At 70.3% G+C, this 24,415-nt stretch carries 23 protein-coding genes and 4 pseudogenes; 17 read left to right on the top strand and 10 right to left on the bottom strand.

Going from position 1 to position 24,415, the window contains the following annotated elements; all coding sequences use genetic code 11:
- Positions 1-19: 19 nt before the first annotated feature.
- A pseudogene (locus ACGFW6_RS20955) lies at positions 20-297 on the top strand (GNAT family N-acetyltransferase).
- Positions 298-360: 63 nt separating this feature from the next.
- On the opposite strand, the gene ACGFW6_RS20950 reads toward ACGFW6_RS20955, so the two are convergent.
- From ACGFW6_RS20950 to ACGFW6_RS20940, 3 genes are all read right to left on the bottom strand, one after another.
- Positions 361-1,275, bottom strand: a complete 915-nt coding sequence (locus ACGFW6_RS20950; RefSeq protein WP_393511755.1) for an NADP-dependent oxidoreductase — start codon at positions 1,273-1,275, stop codon at positions 361-363.
- A gap of 52 nt (positions 1,276-1,327) precedes the next feature.
- Complete coding sequence (locus ACGFW6_RS20945) at positions 1,328-2,206, bottom strand: HAD family hydrolase (RefSeq protein ID WP_393511752.1); 879 nt, start codon at positions 2,204-2,206, stop codon at positions 1,328-1,330.
- A 336-nt stretch (positions 2,207-2,542) separates the two neighbouring features.
- Positions 2,543-3,070, bottom strand: a complete 528-nt coding sequence (locus ACGFW6_RS20940; RefSeq protein WP_393511749.1) for an isochorismatase family protein — start codon at positions 3,068-3,070, stop codon at positions 2,543-2,545.
- 157 nt (positions 3,071-3,227) lie between these two features.
- Here ACGFW6_RS20940 and ACGFW6_RS20935 point away from each other — a divergent pair, with 157 nt between their 5' ends.
- Complete coding sequence (locus tag ACGFW6_RS20935) at positions 3,228-3,893, top strand: hydrolase (protein ID WP_393511746.1); 666 nt, start codon at positions 3,228-3,230, stop codon at positions 3,891-3,893.
- A 67-nt stretch (positions 3,894-3,960) separates the two neighbouring features.
- Here ACGFW6_RS20935 and ACGFW6_RS20930 read toward each other — a convergent pair whose 3' ends face one another.
- The 5 genes from ACGFW6_RS20930 to ACGFW6_RS20910 all read right to left on the bottom strand — a co-directional run bounded on the left by ACGFW6_RS20930 (position 3,961) and on the right by ACGFW6_RS20910 (position 7,434).
- Positions 3,961-5,055, bottom strand: a complete 1,095-nt coding sequence (locus ACGFW6_RS20930; protein WP_393511743.1) for a cytochrome P450 — start codon at positions 5,053-5,055, stop codon at positions 3,961-3,963.
- A gap of 78 nt (positions 5,056-5,133) precedes the next feature.
- Positions 5,134-5,283, bottom strand: coding sequence for a hypothetical protein (locus tag ACGFW6_RS20925; RefSeq protein ID WP_393511740.1), 150 nt, complete (start codon positions 5,281-5,283; stop codon positions 5,134-5,136).
- Between the two features lie 130 nt (positions 5,284-5,413).
- Positions 5,414-5,986 (bottom strand): NADPH-dependent FMN reductase, encoded by a 573-nt coding sequence (locus ACGFW6_RS20920; RefSeq protein ID WP_393511737.1) that lies wholly within the window; start codon positions 5,984-5,986, stop codon positions 5,414-5,416.
- Positions 5,987-6,031: 45 nt separating this feature from the next.
- Complete coding sequence (locus tag ACGFW6_RS20915) at positions 6,032-7,003, bottom strand: pirin family protein (protein ID WP_393511734.1); 972 nt, start codon at positions 7,001-7,003, stop codon at positions 6,032-6,034.
- 50 nt (positions 7,004-7,053) lie between these two features.
- On the bottom strand, positions 7,054-7,434 hold the full coding sequence (locus tag ACGFW6_RS20910) for a DoxX family protein (protein WP_393511731.1): 381 nt from the start codon (positions 7,432-7,434) through the stop codon (positions 7,054-7,056).
- 266 nt (positions 7,435-7,700) lie between these two features.
- Here ACGFW6_RS20910 and ACGFW6_RS20905 point away from each other — a divergent pair, with 266 nt between their 5' ends.
- From ACGFW6_RS20905 to ACGFW6_RS20870, 8 genes are all read left to right on the top strand, one after another.
- Positions 7,701-8,168: a MarR family winged helix-turn-helix transcriptional regulator gene (locus ACGFW6_RS20905; RefSeq protein WP_393511728.1), complete on the top strand. Its 468-nt coding sequence runs from the start codon at positions 7,701-7,703 to the stop codon at positions 8,166-8,168.
- 165 nt (positions 8,169-8,333) lie between these two features.
- Positions 8,334-8,804: a MarR family winged helix-turn-helix transcriptional regulator gene (locus tag ACGFW6_RS20900; protein ID WP_393511725.1), complete on the top strand. Its 471-nt coding sequence runs from the start codon at positions 8,334-8,336 to the stop codon at positions 8,802-8,804.
- Between the two features lie 75 nt (positions 8,805-8,879).
- Positions 8,880-9,986 carry an LLM class flavin-dependent oxidoreductase gene (locus tag ACGFW6_RS20895; protein ID WP_393511722.1) on the top strand — a complete coding sequence of 369 codons (1,107 nt, stop codon included), beginning with the start codon at positions 8,880-8,882 and terminating at the stop codon, positions 9,984-9,986.
- 61 nt (positions 9,987-10,047) lie between these two features.
- The gene (locus tag ACGFW6_RS20890) at positions 10,048-10,479 is read left to right on the top strand and encodes a tetratricopeptide repeat protein (RefSeq protein ID WP_393511719.1); all 432 of its coding nucleotides are present in this window, start codon (positions 10,048-10,050) and stop codon (positions 10,477-10,479) included.
- Positions 10,480-10,863: 384 nt separating this feature from the next.
- A complete protein-coding gene (locus ACGFW6_RS20885; protein WP_393511716.1) occupies positions 10,864-11,397 on the top strand; it encodes a hypothetical protein in 534 nt (177 codons plus the stop codon).
- Positions 11,398-11,402: 5 nt separating this feature from the next.
- A complete protein-coding gene (locus ACGFW6_RS20880) occupies positions 11,403-12,098 on the top strand; it encodes a DedA family protein (RefSeq protein WP_393511714.1) in 696 nt (231 codons plus the stop codon).
- Between the two features lie 3 nt (positions 12,099-12,101).
- Positions 12,102-14,252 (top strand): PEP/pyruvate-binding domain-containing protein, encoded by a 2,151-nt coding sequence (locus ACGFW6_RS20875; protein WP_393511711.1) that lies wholly within the window; start codon positions 12,102-12,104, stop codon positions 14,250-14,252.
- Positions 14,249-15,169 (top strand): hypothetical protein, encoded by a 921-nt coding sequence (locus tag ACGFW6_RS20870; RefSeq protein WP_393511708.1) that lies wholly within the window; start codon positions 14,249-14,251, stop codon positions 15,167-15,169. The genes ACGFW6_RS20875 and ACGFW6_RS20870 overlap by 4 nt, the downstream gene beginning before the upstream one ends.
- Positions 15,170-15,184: 15 nt before the next feature.
- Here ACGFW6_RS20870 and ACGFW6_RS20865 read toward each other — a convergent pair.
- A pseudogene (locus ACGFW6_RS20865) lies at positions 15,185-15,768 on the bottom strand (ATP-binding protein); the annotation flags it as partial.
- Positions 15,769-15,908: 140 nt separating this feature from the next.
- On the opposite strand from ACGFW6_RS20865, the gene ACGFW6_RS20860 reads away from it, so the two are divergent.
- The 5 genes and pseudogenes from ACGFW6_RS20860 to ACGFW6_RS20840 all read left to right on the top strand — a co-directional run.
- Entirely contained in the window at positions 15,909-17,450 is a 1,542-nt protein-coding gene (locus ACGFW6_RS20860) for an MDR family MFS transporter (RefSeq protein WP_393511705.1), read from the top strand.
- A 212-nt stretch (positions 17,451-17,662) separates the two neighbouring features.
- Positions 17,663-18,859: an oxygenase MpaB family protein gene (locus tag ACGFW6_RS20855; protein ID WP_393511702.1), complete on the top strand. Its 1,197-nt coding sequence runs from the start codon at positions 17,663-17,665 to the stop codon at positions 18,857-18,859.
- Positions 18,860-18,891: 32 nt separating this feature from the next.
- The gene (locus ACGFW6_RS20850) at positions 18,892-20,337 is read left to right on the top strand and encodes an aldehyde dehydrogenase (RefSeq protein WP_393511699.1); all 1,446 of its coding nucleotides are present in this window, start codon (positions 18,892-18,894) and stop codon (positions 20,335-20,337) included.
- Positions 20,338-20,439: 102 nt separating this feature from the next.
- Positions 20,440-21,006, top strand: coding sequence for a TetR family transcriptional regulator (locus ACGFW6_RS20845; protein WP_393511696.1), 567 nt, complete (start codon positions 20,440-20,442; stop codon positions 21,004-21,006).
- Between the two features lie 145 nt (positions 21,007-21,151).
- Positions 21,152-22,570, top strand: a pseudogene (locus ACGFW6_RS20840) (MFS transporter); the annotation flags it as partial.
- A gap of 46 nt (positions 22,571-22,616) precedes the next feature.
- Here ACGFW6_RS20840 and ACGFW6_RS20835 read toward each other — a convergent pair.
- Entirely contained in the window at positions 22,617-22,745 is a 129-nt protein-coding gene (locus tag ACGFW6_RS20835) for a hypothetical protein (RefSeq protein WP_393511948.1), read from the bottom strand.
- Between the two features lie 96 nt (positions 22,746-22,841).
- On the opposite strand from ACGFW6_RS20835, the gene ACGFW6_RS20830 reads away from it, so the two are divergent.
- Positions 22,842-23,057, top strand: a complete 216-nt coding sequence (locus tag ACGFW6_RS20830) for a helix-turn-helix domain-containing protein (RefSeq protein WP_393511693.1) — start codon at positions 22,842-22,844, stop codon at positions 23,055-23,057.
- 125 nt (positions 23,058-23,182) lie between these two features.
- Positions 23,183-23,838, top strand: a pseudogene (locus ACGFW6_RS20825) (hypothetical protein).
- Positions 23,839-24,415 lie beyond the last annotated feature (577 nt).

The raw sequence follows: 24,415 nt of genomic DNA, 5'->3' as shown, positions 1-24,415 counted from the left end.
TGGTTGATGTAACAACTAGATCAAGGGGGAGGTGCGATCGGTGAGCAACGTGGAAACCGACCCCGCGGCGCTGAGGTGCGTCTTCTTCCACATGGCGGTCGACGAGGCGTTCGCGGGCCAGGGGCTCGGCGCACAGCTCGTCCAGCACGCGCTCGCCGATGTGCGCGCGTCCGGAAAGCGGATCGTGCCGGTCTGCCCCTATGTGGCGAAGTTCCTCAAGCGGCACGACGAGTTCGCAGGCATCACCGATCGGTGACGCCCGATGTGCTGAAGTGGCTGGAGTCGCTGCTCGGCTGAAACCCATGACAGGCGGACACCGGTCGACCGGTGTCCGCCTCTCACGTTGCCGGGGGGCGCGTCCTACTCCGGCACGATGACGATCTTGCCGCTGACGTGGCCGGCCTGGCTGGCGTCCAGCGCCGCACCGGTTTCCGTGAGGCTGTAGGTGCGGGAGATCGGAACGCGGAGACGGCCCTCCTCGACGAGGCCCAGAAGGGTGCGAAGGTCCCGGGTCTCCGCCGGGCGCCCCTGATGGACCTGGATCCCCTTGTCGGCGGCGTCGAACGCCGCGATGGTCAGGACCCGGTCGGGGCCGCCCGCGAGCTCGATCGAGTCCGGGATCTCGCCCCGGCCGGAGGCGTCGAGCACCGCGTCCACACCGTCCGGGGCGACCGCGCGCACCCGGTCGACCAGACCTTCGCCGTAGGTGACCGGGACGGCGCCGAACTCGCGCAGCAGATCGTGGTTGCGTTCGCCTGCGGTACCGATGACGCGTACGCCACGCGACACGGCGATCTGGACCGCGAAGGTGCCCACGCCACCGGCCGCGGCATGGACCAGCAGCGTCTCGCCCTCGGAGACCTTGAGCCGGTCGACGACGTTCAGGGCGGTGCCGCCCGCACCGGAGAGGCTGCCCGCCACCGCCCAGGGCACATCCGCGGGCTTGAGCGCCAGCTTCGCGGGGTCGGCCAGGGCGAACTGGGCGAAGGAGGGGGTGATCGAGGACCCGAGCACCGCGTCACCGACGCTGAACTTGCTCACTCCCTCACCGACCGCGTCCACGACGCCGGCCACGTCGGAACCGAGTCCGGCGGGCAGGTCGAGCGGAACCTGGTCGCGCATCCAGCCCAGGAGGACTTTCCAGTCGAACGGATTCACCCCGGCCGCGCGGACGGCCAGCCTCACCTGGCCGGGGCCGGGCGCCGGGGGTTGCACCTGGACGGCACGCAGGCCGTCGGTGGTGCCGTACGAGGAGAACTGCACTGCGAGAGACATGGCGGGTGGGCTCCATCCTTGAGGCGTGAGTGGACGGTGAGATGTTGATGTATCAACTGTAGTGTGACCCTAGACCCATAGCAGGGATTCCACAAACACCCGAGCCCGTGGCGGATCGCCCGGCGAGCGAGTCGACGAACCCCTCCAGCACCTGTGCCACTCCGTCCTCGTCGTTGGAGGGAGCGCGCCGCTCCGCCGCGGCCAGCACGTCCGGATGGGCGTTGGACATGGCGTACGGATGCCCCACCGCACCGAGCATGGGCAGGTCGTTGGGCATGTCGCCGAAGGCGGCGATCTGCCGGCCGGCGATACCGAGCCGGCCGCTCCAGGCGAGAAGGGTGCTGGCCTTCGTGACGCCGGGCGCGCTGAACTCGACGAGGGACAGGCCCGTGGAGTGGGTGGTCTCGGCGTCCCGACCCGCGACGCGTCGCGCCTGCTCGTAGAAGGCGTCCAGCGGAAGCGCCGGGTGGTGGGCCAGCACCTTCAGCAAGGGTCCGCCCGGCGCGGCGTGGGCCAGGATCTTCTCGGCCGAGCCGACCAGCTCGACCGCCTCGTCTCCGAACGACCAGTCAGGATAGGCCGGTTCATGACCGAACGCCCCGTCGAACTCGAAAGCGAAGGACACGCCGGGGAGGGCCGTGCGGAGCCGCTGCGCGAGTCGCAGGGCTGTGTGGAGACGGATGGGGGAGGTGCGGGCGATGGCCCCGTCGGGAGAGTGGACCGTGGCGCCATTGGCGGCGATGACGGCGTGGGGCCCGATGCGTTCCAGAAGGGCCGGCACACTCCGCGGCGGGCGACCCGTGACGAGGACGACGGGTATTCCGGCTCTCTCGGCCGCCGACAACGCGGCTCGCGTGCGCTGTGACAGTGTGCCGTCACTGCGCAGAAGCGTCCCGTCCAGATCGGTCGCTACCAGCTTCGGAGTGGTCATGGGCTCGGTGCCTCCTGGGTCGGGCTCGGCGCGTGTGCTGCGTCCGCTTCGGCCGAGGGGGGGGGATCGGCTCCCCTTGGTGCCTTCCGCGGCGTTCGCGAAGGTGCCCCTCAGTGGCAGCAAGGGGTGGGTTTGGCACCCGCGGTCAGCGTCAGAAGCGTGATGTACACGAGAACGGTCACGGCCACTCCGGCGGCCCAGCGGTGTGCTGTGGTCAGGCCTGTGGCCTTTCGCGGCGGTCGGCCGGAGGGCGGGTCGGGCGGGTCGGGGGGTGCCGCGCTGTTCCGCGTGCCCTTCGTGGTCACGGCAGTCTCCTGATCGGGCGCGGGCGCGTGGTCACATCCGGGCGGCGGCGAGGGGCCGGTGTGCCCATGTCCGACCGATGGCCGCCCAGGTGACCGGGGTGACGCCTGCTCGGGCCATGCGTTCGACGGCGAGTTCATGGGTCTCGGCCATCACGCCTCCGCAGGCGTCGGTGACGACGTACACGGCGAGTCCCTCGGTGGTCGCCCGCAGCGCGGACATCGTCACGGCGTCCTCCGTGTGCAGGCCGGCGAGGACCAGCTGCGTGCGCCCGGTGGCCGCGATGGCGTCCTGCACGCGGTGGTCGTCCCAGGGGCTGATGAGGTGTCTCTGGATGGGCCGCTGAGAGGCGAAGGCGTCCTGGAGGGGCTGGAGGAGGGCGCCGTTGTGTTCCTCCACGACCGTGGTCAGGACCGTCGGAACGTCGTGAGCCCTGGCTGCTTCGGCCAGGGCTATGGCGTTGGCGGCCACGGCCGTAGCGGCGTGGCTGTGCAGATACGGAAGCGGCTGGTGGTCGATCAGCAGCAGGACGCTCTCACCGGGTATCGGCGACGTGCTCATGGCTTCTCCTCGGGCGGCATGGGGGTTCCGCCTTCCAAGAAGATGACACATCAACAAGCATTGATATGTCAACCACTGGACAGAAGGTTGAATCTTCATATATAAAGATGACGCATCAACTTCCCGCCTCGCGAGAGGCACAACCGAGGAGACATCCATGAGCTCGTCGCCGAAGACCGGTCTTGATGCCCTGCTCACGCCCGAGGAGAGCGTCCTGCTGCTCATCGACCACCAGCCGTACCAGTTCGCCAACCTGCACAGCCACGAACCGGCGCTCGTCGCCAACAACGTCGTCGGCCTGGCCAAGGCCGCCAAGGGCTACGGCGTCCCGACGATCCTGACCACGGTCACGGAGGAGCGTGGCGGCAATCTGATCCAGCCGCTTCAGGACGTCTTCCCGGACCAGAAGCCCATCAACAGGACGTGGATCAACACCTGGGAAGACCAGCGTGTGGTGGACGCCGTGAAGGCCACCGGACGCAAGAAGCTGGTCATCGCCGGCCTGTGGACGGAGATCTGCGTGGCCATGCCCGCCCTCCAGGCGGCCGGGGAGGGCTTCCAGGTCTACGCCGTCACCGACGCCTCCGGAGGTGTGTCGACCGAGGCCCACGAGATGGCCGTACAGCGCATGGTCCAGGCCGGGATCGTCCCGATCACGTGGCTGGCCGTCACGGGCGAATGGCAGCGTGACTGGGCCCGGACGGACATCATCAAGCCCGAGGACCAGCTGGCGGCCCTGGGGCACGCCGGCGCCACGGGGATAGTGACCGCCTGGGAGTTCCAGCTTCTCAACACCCCGGTCCCGGACACGCCCCAGGCGTAAAGGCGGACCTGCGATGAGGGGCGGCATCCGGGAGGGTGCCGCCCCTTACCGCGTTCATCCCGTACGGCTACCGCTGTTCGACAGCCACCTGCAGTGGAGCGCGGAAGGACAGCAGGTCCAGCATCGGGACCTGTGCCGTTCGCGCCGCCTGCCGCACGCCTGGCAGATGGCGCGCCGCAGCCTTGAGGGCCACAGCGGCCTCCGTGCGGGCTAGGGACGCGCCCGGGCAGCGATGGCGGCCGGCTCCGAAGGCCAGATGGTGGCGGATGTTCTCGCGGTGCGGGCACATCCGTTCCGGCTCCGGGAAGACCTCCGGGTCCGAACCGGTGCCCAACAGCATCAGCAGCAGTTGCGCCCCTTCCGGCAGACGCACCCCGCCAAGTTCCGTGGCCTGTGTGACGACCCTGCGCCAGGTGGTCACCGGAGGCTCACGTCTGAGGACTTCCTCCACCCAGGCCTCGGCCAGGCCCGCCTCGTCCGCCACGCGCGCCCACATGCCAGGCTCGGCCGGCGCCCGGCGCAGCACCATGGCGATGAGTTGCCCGGTGGTGGACTGACCGGCGATGAAAACGAAGAAGCACATGCCGACCGCGGTCCCGACGTCCAGCGGGCTGCCGTCGGGCAGCCGATGGCGGGCCAGTGCCCCGATGAACGAGTCGGCAGGAGCGGAACCGTCGCGCACGGTCTCGGTGAGCCACTGATGGAACGCCACTACGAGCTCCGCGAGTTCCAGCTGCCGTTCCGGCGCGGGCCTGCCCCAGAACAGCTCCAGCGAGGCGTCGCTCCACCGGACGAGCGTGGCCGGGTCCACGCCCCGGATGCCGAGGAGCTCCATCAGCACACGGCAGGGCAGCACCTGGGCGAACGACGGGAACAGGTCGCAACCGCCGGTCGCGTCGAGCTCGGACCGCACCGGCCGCAGCAGCTCGTCGACGATGCGCTCGATCACCGGTACGGCGGCCGCGACGCGCCCCGCGTTGAAGAAGCGCGTGACCAGTCGGCGCAGCCCGGGATGGCTTGGGGTGCCGTTGTTGGCGAGCGCCGGAGGAAGCGTGAAGCCGCCCTGGACGAGGATCCGCAGCACGGCTACGGGCAGCGGGGTGACGGCGTTCTGGGCGTTGTCCGGAAGGAAGACACCCGGATCCAGGAGAACCTGCCGCACATCCTGGTGCCGACTGACCAGTCACAGCCCCGTGCCGGGGTTGTGGTGCACCGGCGACTCGGACCGCAGAAGGTCCAGCTAGGGGTACGGGTCGTGGACGAACGGGGCGCCGAACAGGTCGAGCAGACCGAGCGGATCAGTGGGGTCGGCGGAACGGGGGTCGGCCGCCGTGGCGACACCTGCTGCTCCGCCGCGGGGCGCGGATATGTCCAGGGCCGGGGAGATCACGGCCGGACGCTAACACGGGGGTCGGCGCGGCTCAGGACGTATGTGTGCGGCATCACATCACCAGGCCACCGGCGCGGAAAGAGGGGTGCCGGGCCCGGTGGTACCGGACCCGGCATCAGAACCGACCGCGTCAGGCCGTGACGGTGGCCGTGCGGAGCGGTGCCAGGGCCCCGCTCCAGGCCACGACCTGGTCGAGCAGGGTGCCGAGCGCGCCGACGTTGTAGTCGCTGGGCTTGAGGACGCTGAAGTTCTCGAACTCGGTCATCAGCGACAGTGCCACCTGCTGGCGCACGTCGGCCATCTGCAGCTCACCGACCACCAGACGCAGGTGTTCCACGGCGCGGGCGCCGCCGACACCGCCGTAGGAGACGAAGCCGACTGCCTTGTTGTTCCACTCGTTGTAGAGGTAGTCGATAGCGTTCTTGAGCACGCCGGAGGTGCTGTGGTTGTACTCCGGGGTGACGAAAACGAAGCCGTCGAAGGAGGCGATCTTCTCCGCCCACTTCTTGGTGTGCTCGCCCTGGTACTGGCCCATCGACGGGGGCAGCGGCTCGTCCAGGTGCGGCAGCGGGTAGTCCCGCAGGTCGACGAGCTCGTATTCGGCGTCGCCGCGCTGGGAGGCTATGTCGTAGACCCACTTGGCCACCTGCTCGCCGTTGCGGTTGGGGCGGGTGCTGCCGAGGATGATGCCGATCCTGGTCATGATTTCCTTATGGGTTGGATGGGTTGTGCTGCCCTGAACGCCGGTTCAGGAGGTGTGAGGGAGGTGCTGGGCGGGGATGACGCCGAGGCGGCCCGCCTGGTAGTCCGCGAAGGCCTGCTGCACCTCTTGGGCGGTGTTCATCACGAACGGGCCGTACTGGACGACGGGTTCGCGGATGGGCAGGCCGCCCAGCACGAAGAGCTCCAGCTTGGGCGCACGGGACTCCTGGGCGCGGTCGGCGGTCAGGCGCAGGGCGTCGCCCTCGCCGAACACGGCGAGCCGGCCTTCCTGGAAGGGGCGGCCCTCGGCGCCGACCGTGCCGTGGCCCGCGAGGGCGTAGACCAGCGCGTTGTAGTCCGGGTTCCAGGGCAGGTCGACCTGGGCGCCGGGTTCTAGGGTGAGGTGGGCGACGGTGATCGGGGTGTGGGTGACACCGGGGCCGGTGTGCCCCGCGATGTCCCCGGCGATCACCCGGATCAGCGCGCCGCCGTCGGGGGTGGTGAGCAGTCCGGTGTGCTTGCCGCGGATGTCCTGGTAGCGGGGCGGGCTCATCTTCTTGGCCCGCGGCAGGTTGACCCACAGCTGCACGCCGTGCAGGACCCCGCCTTTCATGACCAGCTGCTCGGGCGGCTGCTCGATGTGCAGGATGCCGACTCCCGCGGTCATCCACTGGGTGTCGCCGTCGCTGAGCTTTCCGCCGCCGCCGTTGGAGTCCTGGTGCTCCACGGCGCCGTCGATGAGGTAGGTGACGGTCTCGAAGCCGCGGTGCGGATGCCAGGGCGTGCCCATGGGTTCGCCCGGAGCCATCTCCACCTCGCCGAGATGGTCCATGTGGACGAACGGGTCCAGTTCCGGCAGCGTCACGCCCGCGAAGGCCCGGCGCACGGGGAAACCCTCGCCCTCGAAGCCGCGCTCGGCCTTCGCCAGGCGGCGGACGGGCCGGTAGCGGGTCGCGGCCGGGTCCAGCTCGGGCAGTCGCGGCAGGACGAGTACGTCGTCCACGGTGATCGCGGGCATGGGTTTCTCCGTTTCTTGCGGTTGCCGTGAGGAGTGCGGGCCGGTCGCCCTCAGAAGGAGTGCGGGCCGAAGCGGCCCCACGCCTCGAACACGGCCAGGGCGAGCAGGACCACGGGGACGGCGATGCTCTGGTACTCCTTGCGCCTGCCGTGTTCTATGACGGCGCCGATCATGATCAGGCCCAGGCCGGTGGCGGCCAGCGGGACGAAGACCGTGGCGATGTCCACCGCCGGCGGCAGCAGCAGCCCGATGACACCGAGAACCTCGAAGGCGCCGATCATCTTGATCATGCTGGGCGAGAAGTCCTCGGCCCAGGCCATGGTCGGACCCGAGGCGAGGAGCTTCTCTTTCGACTGGGTGAGCTTCATGGAGCCGGCGGCGAGGAAGACGAGGGAGAGCAGGGCCGCGACGACCCACAAGGCGACGTTCATGGGGATACCTCTTGAGAGCTGAGGGAGCGGACCCGTCGTGAGCAGGCCTCACCGAGTTCATTGATTCATCATCCAAATTAGCCGGAACTAGATGATGCGTCAACTGATCTGTTGAGAGTGGCATAGGCAGGCCCGGAGGCGCGGCGCGGACAGTCAGGGCAGGACAGGGCGCGCCGCGCCCCCGGAGCGGTGGGGTGGGCTCCCGCGAAAGCGCGGAAGTTCGGGGTCACGTTTGGTGAACTATCAACCACGTCTACAATTTCTGCATGGAGGAAAACGTGCGGTGGTTGACGGCGGAGGAGCAGCATGCGTGGCGGAGTTTCGTCCGGCTGCACGAGAAGCTGGGCGGTCGTCTGTCCCGCCTGTTGCAGACGGACTCGAGCCTGTCCGCCGCTGACTTCGCGGTGCTGGTCAATCTGACGGACGTGCCGGAGGGGCGGCAGCGTTACCAGGATCTGGCTCGCTCCCTGGAGTGGGAGAAGAGCCGTATGTCCCACCACATCGCGCGGATGGCCGGACGGGGTCTGGTCATCCGGGAGGAGTGCCTGGAGGACGCGCGGGGCGCGTTCGTGGTGATCACGGAGCAGGGGCGCGCGGCGATCGAGGCGGCGGCCCCGCGTCACGTGGAGGCCGTACGGGCGTTGTTCCTCGACCATGTCACTCCGTCGGAGTTGCGCACGCTGGGCGAGATCTCCGCGCGGGTGGTCGCGAAACTGGACGAGGACGGGTCCTGAAGCGCTGCTGACGACCTGACCGCGGAGGTCGCCTCGAAACTCTAGCGATGCACTGTTGATGCGTCAACATCAAAGGCAGAGTCCGGTGGCGAACCCTCCGCCCCGGTCGGAGACGTCACATCCTCAAGAGTAGGTGATGAGTCAACAAGCGAGTACTCTCGTTGTATGACTCAACAACCGAAATGGCTCACACCGGAGGAGCAGGATGCCTGGCGCGGCGTCGTTCGCATGTACGAAAAGCTGGCCGGCCGCCTCTCCCGCCACCTTCAGCAGGACGCGAATCTCTCCCCCGCCGACTTCGCTGTGCTCGTCGACCTCAGTGAGGCACCGGACGGCCGCAAGCGGCACGCGGACCTGTCGAGGTGTCTGGAGTGGGAGAAGAGCAGGATGTCCCACCAGATCTCCCGGATGACGAAGCGGGGGCTGGTGAACCGCCAGGAGTGTCCGGAGGACGGGCGTGGCGCGTTCGTGGTCATCACCGAGAAGGGCATGGAGACGATCAGGGCGGCGGCGCCCCGGCATGTGGAGGTCGTCCGTGAGCTGTTCGTCGACCTCCTGACGCCGGAGGAGCTGCGCCAGTTCGCCCGCGTGGCCAACCGGGTGATCGGGCAGGTCGAGGCCGCACCCTCCGCGTAGCCGGAATAGTGACCGGCGGAGCCTCGTTGTAGCCCATTAGTTGATACATCAACCCTCAGAGAAAGGGTGAAGGCGATGCAGTTCGGCATCTTCACCATCGGTGATGTGGCCCCCGATCCCACCACCGGGCGCGCCCCGAGCGAGCACGAGCGGATCAAGTCCATGGTCGCTCTCGCGCAGAAGGCCGAGGAGGTCGGTCTCGACGTCTTCGCGACCGGCGAGCACCACAACCGGCCGTTCGTGCCGTCGTCGCCGACCACGATGCTCGGCTACGTCGCCGCCCGCACCGAGCGGATCATCCTGTCCACGTCGACCACCCTGATCACCACCAACGACCCGGTGAAGATCGCCGAGGACTACGCGATGCTCCAGCACCTGGCCGACGGCCGGGTGGACCTGATGATGGGCCGCGGCAACACCGGGCCCGTCTACCCCTGGTTCGGCAAGGACATCCGCGACGGCATCAACCTCGCCATCGAGAACTACGCCCTGCTGCGCCGGCTGTGGCGTGAGGACGTCGTCGACTGGGAGGGTCGTTTCCGCACGCCGCTTCAGGGCTTCACCTCCACGCCGCGGCCCCTGGACGACGTACCGCCGTTCGTCTGGCACGGCTCCATCCGGTCCCCGGAGATCGCCGAACAGGCGGCGTACTACGGCGACGGCTTCTTCCACAACAACATCTTCTGGCCGAAGGAGCACACCCAGCGGATGATCGAGCTGTACCGGGAGCGGTACGCGCACTACGGGCACGGCACGGCCGAGCAGGCCATCGTCGGGCTCGGCGGGCACGTCTACATGCGGCACAACTCGCAGCACGCCGTCCGTGAGTTCCGCCCGGTCTTCGACCGGTCGCCCGTGATGGGTGGCGGCGTGTCCATGGAGGAGTACATGCGGCAGACCCCGCTGACCGTCGGCACCCCCGAGCAGGTCATCGAGAAGACGCTCACCTTCCGCGAGTACGCAGGCGACTACCAGCGCCAGCTGTTCATCGTGGACGGTGGCGGCCTGTCGCTGAAGACCGCGCTGGAGCAGCTGGACATGCTCGGCGAGGAGGTCGTCCCGGTGCTGCGCGAGGAGTTCGCGAAGTACCGGCCGGCCGGTGTGCCGGACGCGCCCACCCACGCCTCGCTGCTCGCGGCCCGCGGCGCCGACCGTGCCCAGGCTGCTGACCCGGTGGCCTGAGACCGAACGGCCGGCGTGCCCCCGTAACCCATGCGAGAGCCCGAAGGAGGGCTGAGGACCCATGACCGAGAACTTCAACACCTACCCGGCGTACGACGGGGTGGCGCCCGACCGGTGGGCCAGCGCGCTGCACCTGTTCGACAACGGTGCCGGAGCGCCGCGCGAGGAGACCACCGTCGAACGCTGGGAGCGGGCTCGGCTGCTCTTCGACGCCAAGGACTACATCGGCGCCGCCAAGCTGCTGACCGCCGTCGTCGAAGAGGCGCCGGAACAGAACGGCCCGCGGCTGCTGCTGGCGCGCGCCTACTACCACTCCGCCCAACTGGGCCGCGCGGAGAAGCAGTTGCGCGAGATCGTCGAGCGCGATCCGGTGGAGCACTACGCCCACCTGATGCTGGGGCGCACGCTGGAACGTCAGGGCAGGCACGAGGAGGCGGCGTCCTGGCTCCGCCTGGCCGCGGCGTTCTCGGGTGATTTCCCGGACGGCGACTGAGGGGACGCGTGCTGTGTGCGAGGAGGCGGGTGCCGGTTCTCACCGGTGCCCGCCTCCTCCTGTGCGTCCCGCGGTGAGTGACGGTCGGCACATCGGGAGCTGCCTCGTTCAAGTTGACGTATCAACATGATGGGCGCACCATGGAGTCGTTGACGCATCAACGAACAAGTGCGTCCTGGCCGAGCAGGAGGCTGCCGTGAACCCATCCATCACCGCGAGGAACGGTGCGTCCCCGGCACAGCACGCGCCGGTGCGGCCGTTCGGAGCCGTCGTTCCCCTGTGGCGCGCTGCCGAGATCCACGGCCTGAACCCCACCCCGGCGCGCTGCGCATCGGGTGACGGCGGTGCGGCCGTCCTCGTCGGCGGAACGGTTCGGTGAGCTCCATGAGCGTCGAACAGATCCTCACCCCGGCGGCATGGCCGCTGATGGCGCTGACCCTGGTCTGGCTGGCCCACCGGGCCCCGGCCCGATACGCGCGCCTCGGCTTCGCGCTGGTGCTGTCCAGCGCGGCCGGACTCGCAGCCTTCGTCTCCTCCCACGGCTTCCCGGAGAGTCAGACCTCCCTGCTGAGCGACTACCTGGCGCTGCCCGGAGTGGGAGCGAGCTGGTACGTGCTGATGGCTCTGGCGGTGGCCGCCACCGTGGTCCGGCCCCGGATACGGGCCGCCGCGCTGCTCACCGCGCTGACCGCGGTCACCTGGGAGGTACTGGCCGCGGACAGCCGTCTGCTCGCCGCGCTGCTGGCTGTGGGGGCCCCGGTCGTGACGTGGTTCGTCGCGGGCATTCCCATCCGCAGCCGCGTCCGGCTCGGCGGGGCCACAAGCGCCTCGCCCACGGTGGCACCGTCGGCGGACGTCATCGCACTTCCGTCCCGTGCCGTGGGAGCCGCCTCTGTGCCCGTGCGCCGGGCGGCCTGATCGCCATGAACGTCGATGCCCTGATCGAGGCCGCCGGATGGTGGACGTACCTGCTCCTGTTCGCCGTGACGGCAGGCGAGACCAGCGCCTTCGTCGGCCTCCTGCTGCCCGGCGAGGCGGCCATTCTCTTCGCGTCCGCGCTCGCGGGCCACGGACAGCTGAACGTGCTGCTGCTCGCGGCCGCCGTGGTGGCCGGGGGCATGTCCGGTGACAGTCTCGGCTACGCCCTGGGGCATCGGTGCAAGCACCGCCCGAACGCACGGATGGCGCGCCATGCCCGGCCCGACCACCGGATCGGCAGGGCTCAGGCGTTCCTGCTGCGCCACGGCGGCACCGCGGTGATCACAGGCCGGTTCGTCGGTTTCGTGCGGACCTTCCTGCCGTTCGCCGCCGGTGCCTCCGGGATGCCGTACCGCCGCTTCTTCCTCTACAGCACGGTCGCGTCCGTCATCTGGGGCATCGGCAACGTGGTGCTCGGCTACTTCGCCGGCGCGGCCGTCATCGACGTCCTCCACTCGGTCGGGCTGATCGCCCTCGGTGCGATCGCCGCCGCGGCCGTCACGGTTTTCACTGTTGTACGGATCCACACCCGCCGTCGTCGTAGGGAGCGGTCCCGCTCCACGGTGGTCGCGGGCGGTGCGGAGATCCGGGTTCCGGCGCGGGAACCGCTGCACATGCTCACGTATGCGAAGAAAGGCTGACCCATGGGATTCGAGGGTGCGGAGCTGGCGGTCGTGCCGCTGGACAGCGAACGGGCCGAGGACGCGACCGTCACCGGCGCCAAGGCCGCGAATCTGGCGCGCGCCGCCGTGGCGGGTCTGCCGACGCTGCCGGGATTCGTGCTGGTGCCCACCGAACTGGCGCCGGGTGCCCCGACCGGGAACGCGGCGGTGCTCGGCGCGTGGCGGGGCCTGGCGGGACCGGAAGGACAGGAGCGGCCGCTGGTCGTGCGCTCCTCCTCCGCGCACGAGGACACCGAGGACTCCTCGATGGCCGGGCGCTTCGAGTCGGTCCTCGACGTGCGGGGCTGGGAGAACTTCACCACCGCCGTGCAGACCGTGCTCGACTCCGCCCGCAGAGTACGTCCCCTGCGGCCGCCGGAGGACGCCCCGCCCGGTGACGGCATGGCCGTGCTGGTGCAGCCGATGCTCACCGCGGCCACCGGCGGAGTGATGTTCGGCGCCGACCCGGTCGAGGGCCGCACCGACCGGATCCTGGTGAGCGCGGTGCGCGGCGGACCGGATCAGCTGGTCGACGGCAGCACCCAGGGCGTGCGCTACCAGCTGACCCGCATGGCGCGGCTGGTGCGCATCGAGCCGGCCGAAGCCCGCGGCGACCGGACGCTGTCGCACCGGCAGCAGGTCAGGCTGGTGGCGCTGGCCCGGAAGGCCGAGCGGGTGTTCGGCGGCCCGCAGGACATGGAGTTCGGCTTCGACGCCGACGGAAAGCTCTGGCTCTTCCAGGCCCGGCCGATCACCGCGATGGCCGCCCGGCCTGCCCGCGGCGCCCGTCTGCTGGGCCCCGGCCCGGTCGCCGAGACGCTGCCCGGTGTGCTCCAGCCGCTGGAGGAGGACCTGTGGGTGGCCCCGATGTCCCACGGCCTCACCCGTGCCCTCGACATCGCCGGCGCCGCCTCCCGCCGTCAGCTGCGCAAGCTGCCCCTGGTCACCACCGTGCAGGGCCGGGCCGCCGCCGACCTGCGGCTGCTGGGCGCCGTGCCCTCCGCCCATCCCGTTCTGGACTTCATCAACCCCGCTCCCGGCGCCCGCAGGGCCGGAGCGGCCTGGCGCGTGGGCCGGTTGCGCTCGGCGCTGCCGCTGCTGGCGGTCGACCTGATGGCAGACGTCGACCAGGCGCTCTCCGACTTCCCGCCACCGCAGGAGATGCTCAGCGGCCAGATGCTCGAGGCTGTCGCCTGGGGACGGCAGGTGCTGTCCGCCCTGCACGCGCAGGAGTCGCTGGCCGGCGCCCTGCTGGGGCCCGGCACCGGCGCCACGGCCGCGGGCGAGGCGCTCGCCGAGCTGGCCGAGGGCCGCACCCGGGGCCTCGGCGACGACGAGCTGATCGAACGCCACCCCGTGCTGCTGGCCCTGCTGCCCCCCACCCTCGGCGAGCGCCCGCCGCTCCCCGCGACCACCGGCTGGACGACGGTGCCGCGCGGGATCGGCGCCCTGCCGGTGCGCGAAGGACTGCGGCTGCGCATCCGCTGGGTGCAGGAGATGCAGGCCCAGATGGTGCGGGAGATGGGGCATCGGATGGGGCCAGGCGAGTGCAGGCTCGGGCTGTCCCGGCTGGTGCTGCTGCGCTGGGACGAACTGGTCAGGGCGGCAGACGGCGAAGGACTGCCGGCCGATCTCGCCGAACGGCCGGCCCGCCCCGACACCGGCCCGCTGCCCGCCGCGTTCCGCCTCGCCGACGGCCACCCCGTGGCCCAATTGCCGCCTGGACGCCGCTCGCAGGGCGAGGGACAGGGCGCGGGCGGCGGCTTCGGCGCCGGCACGGCCTGGGACGGGCACGGCGAACGCCCCGAACACCCGGTGCTCGTCGTCCGCTCCCTCGACCCCGCCCTGGCCCCGCTGCTGCCGGACCTCGCCGGACTGGTCGCGGAGACCGGCAGCGCGCTGTCCCACCTGGCCGTGCTCGCCCGCGAATACCGGGTGCCCACGGCGGTCGGCGTCCCCGGAGCGGTTGACCGCTTCCCCGTCGGTACATCCCTGAGCGTCGACGGCGGGACCGGCGCGGTCGTCAGGACCAACACGGACGACACGGACGGCGACACCACGAACACGGCTCCCCGAGCCACCACCGACACGGCTCCCCGAGCCACCACGACGCGAAAGGAGCCGGCGGCATGAAGGCCATCAGACTGGTCGGCTACACCTTCGGCGGTCTGTCCGCCGTCTACGCCGGCTACTACACCGTCCTCTACCTGACCCGCTGGGAATGGCAGCGCGCCCTGATCTCCGCCGCGCTGCTCCTGGTCGTCGAGGTCTTCCTCGCCACCGTCCTGCTCCTGACCCGCTTCGCCCGGCTGGAGGAGCGGCTGGAGCAGTCGGACGCCCGCATCGAGGACGTGCGCAGGCGGCTGGAGCAGACCCGGGCCCCCGCGCCGAACCGCTTCAACTGGCTCTCCTCCGTGGACCGTACGGAGCTCAACGGGACCCACCGGACATTTGTCTTCGTGCCGGTGCTGATGGTGGCCGGGGCCGCCTTGTCTGGCCTCGCTCTCGTCATTCAGAAGGTGGCCGGAGCCACCGCACGGCCCGGTGCGGAACGTCGGCTGGCCGGCCGGCTGGCGGCACTGGCCGCGGCGCCGGCCGCCGGCAGTACGGCTCGCCTGGCGGACCAGCCGGCCATGCCGCCCGCGCGGACCGGCCGGAAGGTCATCGCCGTGGTGACTGCCGTGGCCGCGCTGGCGCTCGTGCCGGTGCTGTGGACCGCCCTGGCCGACGCCACCCAGACCCGGGCCGAGAAGGCTCCCGACTCGGCGAGCACCACCATGGTCTTCCGCGTCGAGACCCGCGGCGACCAGAGCGCCCAGGCGGTCCAGCTCGCCGCGCAGGACCTGTGGGAGACCTGCCGCCGCTCCACCGCCGCGGAGAACGGCAACGCGACACTGAACCACATGCGCGACGGCGTCTACGCCGGTGTCGTCCGCCCGGCCCTCCCGCAGCACGACGTGATGCGGCTGCGTGGCTGCATCGAGGACGCGAGCACCAACCGCACCAGCGCGGTCGTCGTGGGCGAGGGGCAGGCCGAGTACCGGGGCTGAGCCGGGCGCTGTCGGTCACGGCGAGGACAGGGACTGCTCGGCCCAGATGGTCTTGCCCTCGTGGGTGTACCGGGTGCCCCAGCGCTGGGTGAGTTCGGCGACCATGTAGAGGCCGCGACCGCCCTCGTCGTAGATCCGGGCGCGGCGCAGGTGGGGACTGGTGCTGCTGCCGTCGGAGACCTCGCAGACGAGGGTGTCGTTCCTGATCAGGGTGAGGCGGATGGGGCCGCTGCCGTACCGGATGGCGTTCGTGACCAGCTCGCTGACGACCAGTTCCGTGATGAAGGCGGCCTCGTCGAGCCCCCAGGCGCTGAGCCGGTCGGACGCGAGGCGGCGGGCCTCGGCCACGGCCGCGGGATCGACCGGGACTCCCATGAGGCGAGATGGTCGGCATCGAGGATGCGGGTGCGGGCCAGCAGCAGGGCGATGTCGTCGGCCTGCTGTTCGGGACGCAGCGTGTCCAGGACGGCGTCGCACAGCTTCTCCAGCGAGTCGGCGGGCCGGGCGAGTGTGCGGGACAGCGTCGCGAGGCTCTCGTCGATGTCCTGGTCGTGGCCCCTGACGAGACCGTCGGTGAACAGGGCAAGCACGCTGCCCTTGAAAGACGAGCGGTGGCGGGGACAAAAGGGAACCTCTACTTGACGACCGTAAAGCGGATGGCTTTACGGTCGTATAGTGTGTGTGTGATGCAAGTAATTCGTCCTGCTCGCTCTCTCACGCACGCAAGGAAGGGACCCCGATGACACACCGGAAGATCATGCGGGTGCTCTCCGGGCTCCTGCTCGGCCAGTTCGCCGCACTCCTGTCCTCCACCATCGTCTCCAGCGCGCTGCCCGAGATCATCAAGGATCTGGGCGGCGGTCAGAGCGCGTACACCTGGGTCGTGACGGCGGGACTGCTGGCCATGACGGCCTCGACTCCGCTGTGGGGCAAGCTCGCCGACCTGGTCAACAAGAAGGCGCTGGTCCAGACGGCCCTCGGCGTCTACATCGCCGGTTCGGTCGCCGCCGGCCTCGCGCAGAGCCCGGGGATGCTGATCGGTGCCCGGGTCGTCCAGGGCCTGGGGGCGGGCGGACTGGCCTCGCTGAGCCAGATCATCCTGGCCGCCATGGTCCCGCCCCGGGAGCGCGGGCGTTACTCCGGGTTTCTCGGGGCCACGTTCGCCGCCGCGACCGTCGGTGGCCCGCTGATCGGCGGGGTCATCACCGACACGGCCTGGCTCGGCTGGCGCTGGTGTCTGTATGTCGGCATCCCGCTGGCGGTGGCCTCCCTGGTGGTGCTGCAGCGCACACTGCGGCTGCCGCACAGCCGGCGTGAGGTGAAGGTCGACTGGGCCGGCGCTTCCTTCGTCACCGCCGCCGTGTCGCTGCTGATGGTGTGGGTGACCTTCGCCGGAGACAAGTACGCCTGGCTGTCGTCGCAGACCTGCGCCATGGTCGGCGGCGCGCTGGTGCTCGCGGCCGTCTTCGTGCTGGTCGAGGCGAGGGCCGCGGAACCGGTCATGCCGCTGCACCTCTTCCGCAACTCCACCATCACACTGGCCTCGGTGGCTTCGCTGTTCGTCGGGGTGGCGATGTTCTCGGGCACCGTGTTCTTCAGCCAGTACTTCCAGCTGGCGCGTGACAAGTCCCCCACGATGTCGGGCGTGATGACGATCCCGATGGTCGCGGGCCTGTTCCTGGCGTCGACCGGCTCCGGGCGGCTCATCACCAGGACGGGAAAGTGGAAGGCCTGGCTGGTCGCGGGCGGTGCGCTGCTGACGGCCGGCCTGGGGCTCCTGGGCACCATCCGCTACGACACCGCGTACTGGCGCATCTCGATCTTCATGGCCCTGCTCGGTCTCGGCATCGGCATGCTGATGCAGAACCTGGTCCTGTCCACCCAGAACCAGGTGGCCGTGGCGGAACTCGGTGTCGCCAGCTCGATCGTCACCTTCTTCCGCTCGCTCGGCGGTGCGGTGGGTGTCGCGGCACTCGGCTCGGTGATGTCCAGCCGCACGGCCCACCACGCCGGGGCGACCGTCGGCTCGCTCGACCGGGCGGACCAGGTGATCGCGGCCAAGGCCGCGGGCACCGGGGAACTGCCCGACATGGACCTGCTGCCCGCGCCGGTGCGGACCTGGCTGGAGAGCGCGTACGGGCACGGGATCGCCGACGTCTTCCTCTATGTCGCGCCGTTCGCCTTCCTGGCCTTCCTGGCCACGCTGTTCATCAGGGAGGCGCCGCTGCGGAAGGCGGCGGTCGTGGCGAAGGCGGCCCCTGCCGAGGCACCGGCCGCATGACGTTTCGCCGACCGCGCACACGTAAGGACCTGAGCCTTACGATCGTAAGGGAAGTAACTTTACGATCGTAAGGCTCTTAGCTTTACGGTCGTGCAGCAACGGGTGTAATGTTCAACTGTCCGATCGTCCAGTGGGTGACCTGTTCTTGGTCGCTGAAACACCTGGTCGAGGCGGTTTCCAGAGTTCCCCACTTACCGAAAAGAGGCGACATCGTGGTGTCGACAGCGGGCAACGTCAAGCTTCCCGAGCGGGTCACGAACTTCGAGGAAGCCCGAGCGAAGCACGGCTCCAGGGCTGATTTCATGCTGGACATGCTCCAGGTGGGCGACCCTCTGGCCGACGCGGTGATCTTGGAGGTCAACGCGCTCGGAAAGGAAGCCAAGCGGCAGCTGAACCAGGGCGTCCTCCACGGGCTGGACAGCCTGGAGAACCCGCCGCTGGCGATCGCCGCGTTCCTGACGCAGATCGAGACCATGCCGGAGTGGATCGACCACGAGACCGTGGCCGCGGGCGACGTGCCCGACCTCTCGCTTCCTCCGGTGTGGAAGGCGCTCGCCTCGTCCGGGCTCTCGCTGGCCCACGTGTACGCGTCACCCAGCATCGCCAAGCTGCTGGTCCAGACGGGACAGCTCACCACCATGGCGGAACGGCGACTGGTCGAGACCGGCATGTGGAAGAACCAGACGGTGCTGCCCGGCGCCCTGCTGCGGGGCGCGCCCGGCCATGTCGGCACGGTCCAGGTACGGCTGCTGCACGCACGCGTGCGCCACACGGCGCTGAAGCACGGCTGGGACAGCGCCGAGTGGGGCGTCCCCATCAACCAGACCGACGTCGCGCGCACCTGGTTCGGCTTCACCATCGTGCCGTTCCTGTACGCCCGCGCCTTCGGCATGGTCTTCAGCGAGCAGGAGCAGGCCCAGCACTACCGGTTCTGGTCCTATCTCGCGCACGTGCTCGGCCTGGACGAGCGGTTCCACCTGGACATCCGCAGCGACGCCGCCGCCGAGGAGCTGCTGGACCTGCTGGACTCCACCATCGGCGAACCCGACGACAACGCCCGCGCGCTGACCGAGGCGATGCTCGAATCCAACGCCACGACCATGTCCGCCGGGCCCCTGGCCATGCTGGACCGGGAGACCGTGCGCGATCTCTTCAACGGGCTGCTCCGCCACGTCCACGGCGACCGGTTCGCCGACGGCCTGCGCCTTCCCCGCTCGCGGAACACCGAACTGCTGCCGCTCCTCGGCGCGGTCAGCGCGCAGTCCTGGGCCCTGCAGCACCGCACCCCGGAGACCAGCGCGCTGGCCCGCGAGGAGTTCACCGCCGTCATCGCGTCCGTCGTCGCCGAGAACATGCCCGACCACACCGCCTACCAGGCGCACATCGCGCCGGAACACCACGCGGCCTGACCCGGGCCGTCCGACACACTCACGGAGCAACCATGTCGCACGACTACACCTCCCTGTTCATCGACGGCCGATGGATCGCACCGCACTCCACCGACGTCAACACCGTCATCAACGCCACCACCGAGGAGGCGATGGGCCGCACACCCCTCGGTGACGCCGCCGACGTGGACGCAGCCGTCGCCGCCGCGCGCCGCGCCTTCGACGACGGCCGCTGGTCCGACCTGACGCCGGGCGAACGAGCTGACGTCCTGGGGCGGTTCGCCGACGAGCTGGAGAAGCGCGCCGGCCTCATCGCGGAGACCGTCACCGCCGAGAACGGCATGCCGATCACTCTCTCCGCGGGCGCGAACGGCCTGTCGGGCGCGAGCCTGCTGCGCTACAACGCCGGACTGATCCGCAGCCTCCCGCTGGAAGAGGTACGCCCTGGCTTCCTGCCCGGCGAGATCCTGGTGCGGCGTGAGCCCCTGGGCGTGGTCGCCGCGCTGGTGCCGTGGAACTACCCGCAGGCCCTGGCGATGATGAAGGTCGCGCCCGCTCTGGCGGCCGGCTGCACCGTCGTGCTCAAGCCGGCGCTGGAGACGGCCCTGGACGCCAACATCATGGCCGAGGCCGCCGCCGCGGCCGGACTGCCGGCCGGCGTCCTCAACGTCGTGCCCGGCGGAGTCGAGGCGGGCGAGGCCCTGGTGGCCCACCCCGGCGTCGACAAGGTCTCCTTCACCGGCTCCACGGCCACCGGACGCATCATCGGCGCGACCGCCGGACGGCTGCTGCGCCCGGTCACCCTCGAACTCGGCGGCAAGTCCGCGGCCGTCATCCTCGAGGACGCCGACATCGACACCGCCGTCGCCGACCTGGCCCGGGTGTCGTTCCCCAACAACGGGCAGACCTGCACCGCCAACACCCGCGTCCTCGCCCCCGCCCACCGCTACACCGAGGTCCTCGACGCGATCACCGACATGGCCAGGTCGATGACCGTCGGCGACCCGCTCGACCCGGCGACCGCCATCGGCCCCGTCGTCTCCGCCCGGCAGCGGGAGCGGATCGAGGGCTACATCACCACCGGCCGCGGCGAAGGCGCACGGCTGACGACCGGCGGCGGCCGTCCGGCCGGCCTGGACCGGGGATGGTTCCTCCAGCCCACCGTCTTCGGCGACGCCAGCAACGACATGGTCATCGCCCGCGAGGAGATCTTCGGCCCCGTCATCGCCGTGATCCCCTTCCGGGACGAGGACGAGGCCGTCGCGCTCGCCAACGACTCCGAGTACGGCCTCGCGGGCAGCGTGTGGACCGCCGACACCGAGCGCGGCACCGCACTGGCCCGGCGCATCCGCACCGGCACCGTCGGCATCAACGGCTACCGCATGGACAACGCCGCCCCGTTCGGCGGCTACAAGGCCAGCGGCCTCGGCCGCGAGAACGGCGTCGAGGGACTGCTGGCGTACTTCCAGGTGAAGTCCGTCCTGCTGCCGACGGCCTAGTCCTCGACTCCCTCGCACCGGGGCCGGGGATCATGAAACCCCTATGCTGGACGACCGTCCAGTGAGCCCCGGACGAGGGGGACGACGCAACGAGGAGGAGCCATGTCAGAGGCGAAGAACCAGGAGCAGACGCGCGAGCGGATGCTGCGCCGTGCCCTCGAACTGTTCACGGAGCTCGGGTACGAGGGCGCGTCGATCGGAATGATCGCGTCTGGCACGGGACTGACGAAGGCGGCGGTCACCTACCACTTCCGTACCAAGGAGGACCTCCTCAACGCGGTGGTGGAGCCCGCCTTCACCGACCTGAACGCCTACTTCGAGAAGTGGAGGACCGGCCCCCTCAAGCCCGCCCTGCGGCGCGAGGCCATCGCCGACTACGTGGCACTCCTGGTCAAGCACCGCGGCATCCTCGCGTTCCTGGCCAAGGAAGGCGACCGCCGCGACCCCGAGCCCGTGATGCGCCAGTGGCCGCGGGTCGGGGAGCAACTCGCCCGGCTCGTCGGCGGCGACCAGGAGGACCTCAGCGAGCGCCTCTACCTCGCCGCCGCCATCCGGGGCCTCGCCATCGCCCCGGTCGGCTTCCCCGAGGTCGCCGACGACGAGCTGCGCGAGCACCTTCAGGTCGCCGCCGAGCGCCTGTTCGCCCGCCCGCGGCGCCGGCCGGCCTGAGCGGTCGGGCGCAGGGCCGGAGCCGACGACTCGGCGGCCAGGGACACCGCTGAGCCTGAACCCCCTTCTCCGACACCGTGGTTGCCGCGCGCTGCCCGGCTCCGCCCCGCCCACCCCACCGCTCCGGCCCGGAGGCCTCTTTCCCATGACCCAGACGACAACCCGACGGCCGACGCACCGGCGGGCCCGCACAACGCACCAACCAGTGATCCCGGTGCTCGCCTTCACCGGCGTCTTCGCCTCGATGATGCAGACGCTGCTCGTCCCGGTCATCAAGGACCTGCCGCAGCTGCTGAACACCACGTCCAGCAACGCCAGTTGGGTGCTGACCGCGACGCTGCTCTCCGGAGCCGTCGCCACCCCGATCATGGGCCGCCTCGGCGACCTCTACGGCAAGCGGCGCATGCTCGTCACCAGCCTCGGCCTCATGGTGACCGGCGCCCTGATCAGCGCGGTCACCAGCGAGCTGACGGTCATGATCGTGGGCCGGACCCTGCAGGGCTTCGCCATGGGCGTGATCCCGCTCGGCATCGGCCTGATGCGTGATCTGCTGCCGCGCGAGCAACTCGGCTCGGCCATGGCCGTGATGAGCTCCTCCATAGGCGTCGGCGGCAGCCTGGTGATGCCCGCCGCCGCAGTGATCGCCCAACACGCCGACTGGCACACGCTCTTCTACGGCGCCGCCGGCCTCGGCGCCGTCTCGATCGGCCTCGTCCTGCTCGCCGTACCCGAGTCCCCGGTCCGCGCCGAGGGCTCCTTCGACCTGCCCGGTGCGCTCGGCCTCTCCCTCGGGCTCCTGCTCTTCCTGCTGCCGATCACCAAGGGCGGCGACTGGGGCTGGACGTCCGGCACCACGCTCGGCATGTTCGCCGGGTCGGTCGTGGTCCTCGTCCTGTGGTGCGTGCTCGAACTGCGCCGCACGGCACCGCTGGTGGACCTGCGGACCACTGCCCGCCGTCAGGTCCTGCTCACCGACCTCGCCTCGATCATGGTCGGCGTCGCCTTCTACGTACAGACGCTCGTCCTGCCGCAGCTGCTCCAACTGCCCACTGCCACCGGCTACGGCCTGGGCCAGTCGATGGTCGTCGCGGGCCTGTGCATGGCCCCGATGGGCGTGACGATGATGCTCATGACCCCCGTCTACGCCAGGGTGTCGGCCAAGTACGGCCCGACGGCCACCCTGGTACTGGGGCTGCTGATCATCGCGATCGGATACGGCGCCGGGACCGGCCTGATGAGCGCCGTGTGGCAGACCCTCCTCATTTCGACCGTGCTCGGCGCGGGCATCGGCCTCGCCTACGCCTCACTGCCCGCGCTGATCACCGGCGCGGTCGACCCTTCCGAGACGGGCGCGGCCAACGGCCTCAACACCCTCATGCGGTCCATCGGTACGTCACTGTCGAGCGCCGTCATCGGCACGGTCCTCGCCAACACCGCGGACACGGTGGGCGGCGTGGAGATGCCGACCATGCACGGCTTCCGGCTCTCGTTCCTGATCGCGACCGCCGCCATGGCCGTCGGACTGGCCCTGGCCCTCTTCCTGCCTCGGCAGCGCGCCGTGTCGGCCCGTGCTCCCGAAGTTGCCACGAAGTGACAAGGGCGGGGCAGCCTCAGGGGGCCAGCGTCAGCAGCGGAGCGGCGACGACCATGCCGATCGCGAACGCCGACACCAGCAGCCCCGCCTCCGGCAGCGAGATGCTCGGGTCACCGGCGAGGGAGGGCAGCAGCCCGAAGAGCATGAACTCCTACGTGCTGTGGGCGAAGGTGCTGGACCCAGCCGAGCCTGGGTTCAGCTGGGCCAGGCGACGGCCCCACCACCGGCGGACACTGGAGAATTGGAGCAGAACGCTGAACTGGCCGACTTCCTCCGCACCCGCCGGGCCCGCCTGAGCCCGGACGAAGCGGCCCTGCCCCCCGGTATCGGCGTCCGCCGGGTTCCGGGGCTGCGCCGCGAGGAGGTCGCCCGTCTCGCCGGCGTGAGCACGGACTATTACACCCGCCTCGAACAGGTCCGCCACCCAACGTCTCCGATGCCGTCCTCGAAGCCGTGACCCGCGCCCTCCGCCTGGACGTCGACGAACGTGCTCACCTCTTCGACCTCGCCCGCAGCCGTAGCGCGCGTTCGCAGCGCAGCCGCCCGGAACCCGTGCAGCGCGTGCGTCCCGAAGTCCACCGGATGCTGGACGTCCTGAACAGCGTCACCCCGGCCTTCGTCTCCAATCACCGGGGTGCTGTGCTCGCCGCTAATCAGCTGGCCAAAGCCCTGATCACCGACTGGGAGGCGCTGCCCCACCGAGAGCGCAGCTTCCCCCGCTTCGTGCTGTTCGATCCGGCCGCCCGCGAGCTGTATACGAACTGATCGGTGAGGCCGTCCTAAAGGTGCCCGAGTTCAGCACCTGGTGGGACAGCCACCGGGTCGCTCAGTGTGCCCACGGCATTCAGCACTTCCACCACCCCGTGGTCGGTGTCCCTGTGCGTCTACACCGCGGGACCCGGCTCCCCATCCGCGCAGGCCCTCGCCCTCCTCGCCAGCTGGAGCGCCTCCCGCTGCCCACAGGGACGGCGCGTCTCAGACCGACCTGCCCGGCACCGCGATACACCCTGAGTGACCGATGTACACCGGACCGCACGCATGAGCGGGCGCGCTGCCACCTTCACCACGCCCTGAAAGAGTTTCCGCTCGACGTCGGTCGGCGCGGTTACGCAGTCGGCACCAAGGTGCTCGAAGCCATCCTGCCTTCGCACGACGGCCCCACCCCGACCGTCCCCGTCACCGTGAGCGACGATGGCCTAAAGAGGGTGGCGGTGTCGAGGCCAAGGCGGTTGTGCTGAAGCAGCTCGCGAGCGCCCTGGACGTGATTCGCGAACACGATCCGGCACGGATCACGACGCTTGGCGGGGAATGCGCGGTCAGCCTGGCACCGTTCGCCGAACTCGCCCACCGCTACGGCGACGACCTGGCCGTCATCTGGATCCGCTGCGGACCGCGCGGGAGGTCAAGGCGCACGCCCCGCGCTGCCGGGCCCTCTTCACCGTGCACGAGACGAAGCGGCTCGGCCGTGACGCCGCAGCGCTCGCCGAACAGCTCACCGCCCACGGCCTGGTCCTGGAAATGCCTCCCGGGCCCTGACCGGCATGACCCCACCCGTCCGGGGAGGCTGCTGTTTGCGTACCTCGCCGCGATGGTGGAGACCGAGCGGGAGTGCATCCGGGGTCCACGCTCGAAGGGCTCGGCACCACGCTCCGCAGGGGCAGGCATGGAGGCCGGCTGCCGATCACCACCGACTACATGCTGCACACCGTGCTGTGACGCCGGGCGCTCGCCGAGCACGCCAAGCGGGAGGCATACCCCCGGAGCAGTCGAACAGGCCCGCGCCGACTTCGCCGTCCTCACCAGCAGTGAAGTTCC

The sequence above is a fragment of the Streptomyces sp. Y7 genome (genome assembly GCF_043195415.1).
Classification (GTDB): domain Bacteria; phylum Actinomycetota; class Actinomycetes; order Streptomycetales; family Streptomycetaceae; genus Streptomyces.
This window is presented reverse-complemented; position numbering and strand designations above follow the sequence as displayed.

What these genes read in the sequence shown, in the direction of transcription:
- ACGFW6_RS20850 (WP_393511699.1), top strand. Translation starts at nt 18,892, where the DNA reads ATGTCGCACGACTACACCTCCCTGTTCATCGACGGCCGATGGATCGCA.
- ACGFW6_RS20910 (WP_393511731.1), bottom strand. Translation starts at nt 7,434, where the DNA reads ATGAACGTCGCCTTGTGGGTCGTCGCGGCCCTGCTCTCCCTCGTCTTC.
- ACGFW6_RS20845 (WP_393511696.1), top strand. Translation starts at nt 20,440, where the DNA reads ATGTCAGAGGCGAAGAACCAGGAGCAGACGCGCGAGCGGATGCTGCGC.
- ACGFW6_RS20920 (WP_393511737.1), bottom strand. Translation starts at nt 5,986, where the DNA reads ATGACCAGGATCGGCATCATCCTCGGCAGCACCCGCCCCAACCGCAAC.
- ACGFW6_RS20875 (WP_393511711.1), top strand. Translation starts at nt 12,102, where the DNA reads ATGGGATTCGAGGGTGCGGAGCTGGCGGTCGTGCCGCTGGACAGCGAA.
- ACGFW6_RS20890 (WP_393511719.1), top strand. Translation starts at nt 10,048, where the DNA reads ATGACCGAGAACTTCAACACCTACCCGGCGTACGACGGGGTGGCGCCC.
- ACGFW6_RS20915 (WP_393511734.1), bottom strand. Translation starts at nt 7,003, where the DNA reads ATGCCCGCGATCACCGTGGACGACGTACTCGTCCTGCCGCGACTGCCC.
- ACGFW6_RS20880 (WP_393511714.1), top strand. Translation starts at nt 11,403, where the DNA reads ATGAACGTCGATGCCCTGATCGAGGCCGCCGGATGGTGGACGTACCTG.
- ACGFW6_RS20885 (WP_393511716.1), top strand. Translation starts at nt 10,864, where the DNA reads ATGAGCGTCGAACAGATCCTCACCCCGGCGGCATGGCCGCTGATGGCG.
- ACGFW6_RS20905 (WP_393511728.1), top strand. Translation starts at nt 7,701, where the DNA reads ATGGAGGAAAACGTGCGGTGGTTGACGGCGGAGGAGCAGCATGCGTGG.
- ACGFW6_RS20870 (WP_393511708.1), top strand. Translation starts at nt 14,249, where the DNA reads ATGAAGGCCATCAGACTGGTCGGCTACACCTTCGGCGGTCTGTCCGCC.
- ACGFW6_RS20940 (WP_393511749.1), bottom strand. Translation starts at nt 3,070, where the DNA reads ATGAGCACGTCGCCGATACCCGGTGAGAGCGTCCTGCTGCTGATCGAC.
- ACGFW6_RS20895 (WP_393511722.1), top strand. Translation starts at nt 8,880, where the DNA reads ATGCAGTTCGGCATCTTCACCATCGGTGATGTGGCCCCCGATCCCACC.
- ACGFW6_RS20860 (WP_393511705.1), top strand. Translation starts at nt 15,909, where the DNA reads ATGACACACCGGAAGATCATGCGGGTGCTCTCCGGGCTCCTGCTCGGC.
- ACGFW6_RS20935 (WP_393511746.1), top strand. Translation starts at nt 3,228, where the DNA reads ATGAGCTCGTCGCCGAAGACCGGTCTTGATGCCCTGCTCACGCCCGAG.
- ACGFW6_RS20900 (WP_393511725.1), top strand. Translation starts at nt 8,334, where the DNA reads ATGACTCAACAACCGAAATGGCTCACACCGGAGGAGCAGGATGCCTGG.
- ACGFW6_RS20835 (WP_393511948.1), bottom strand. Translation starts at nt 22,745, where the DNA reads ATGCTCTTCGGGCTGCTGCCCTCCCTCGCCGGTGACCCGAGCATCTCG.
- ACGFW6_RS20950 (WP_393511755.1), bottom strand. Translation starts at nt 1,275, where the DNA reads ATGTCTCTCGCAGTGCAGTTCTCCTCGTACGGCACCACCGACGGCCTG.
- ACGFW6_RS20945 (WP_393511752.1), bottom strand. Translation starts at nt 2,206, where the DNA reads ATGACCACTCCGAAGCTGGTAGCGACCGATCTGGACGGGACGCTTCTG.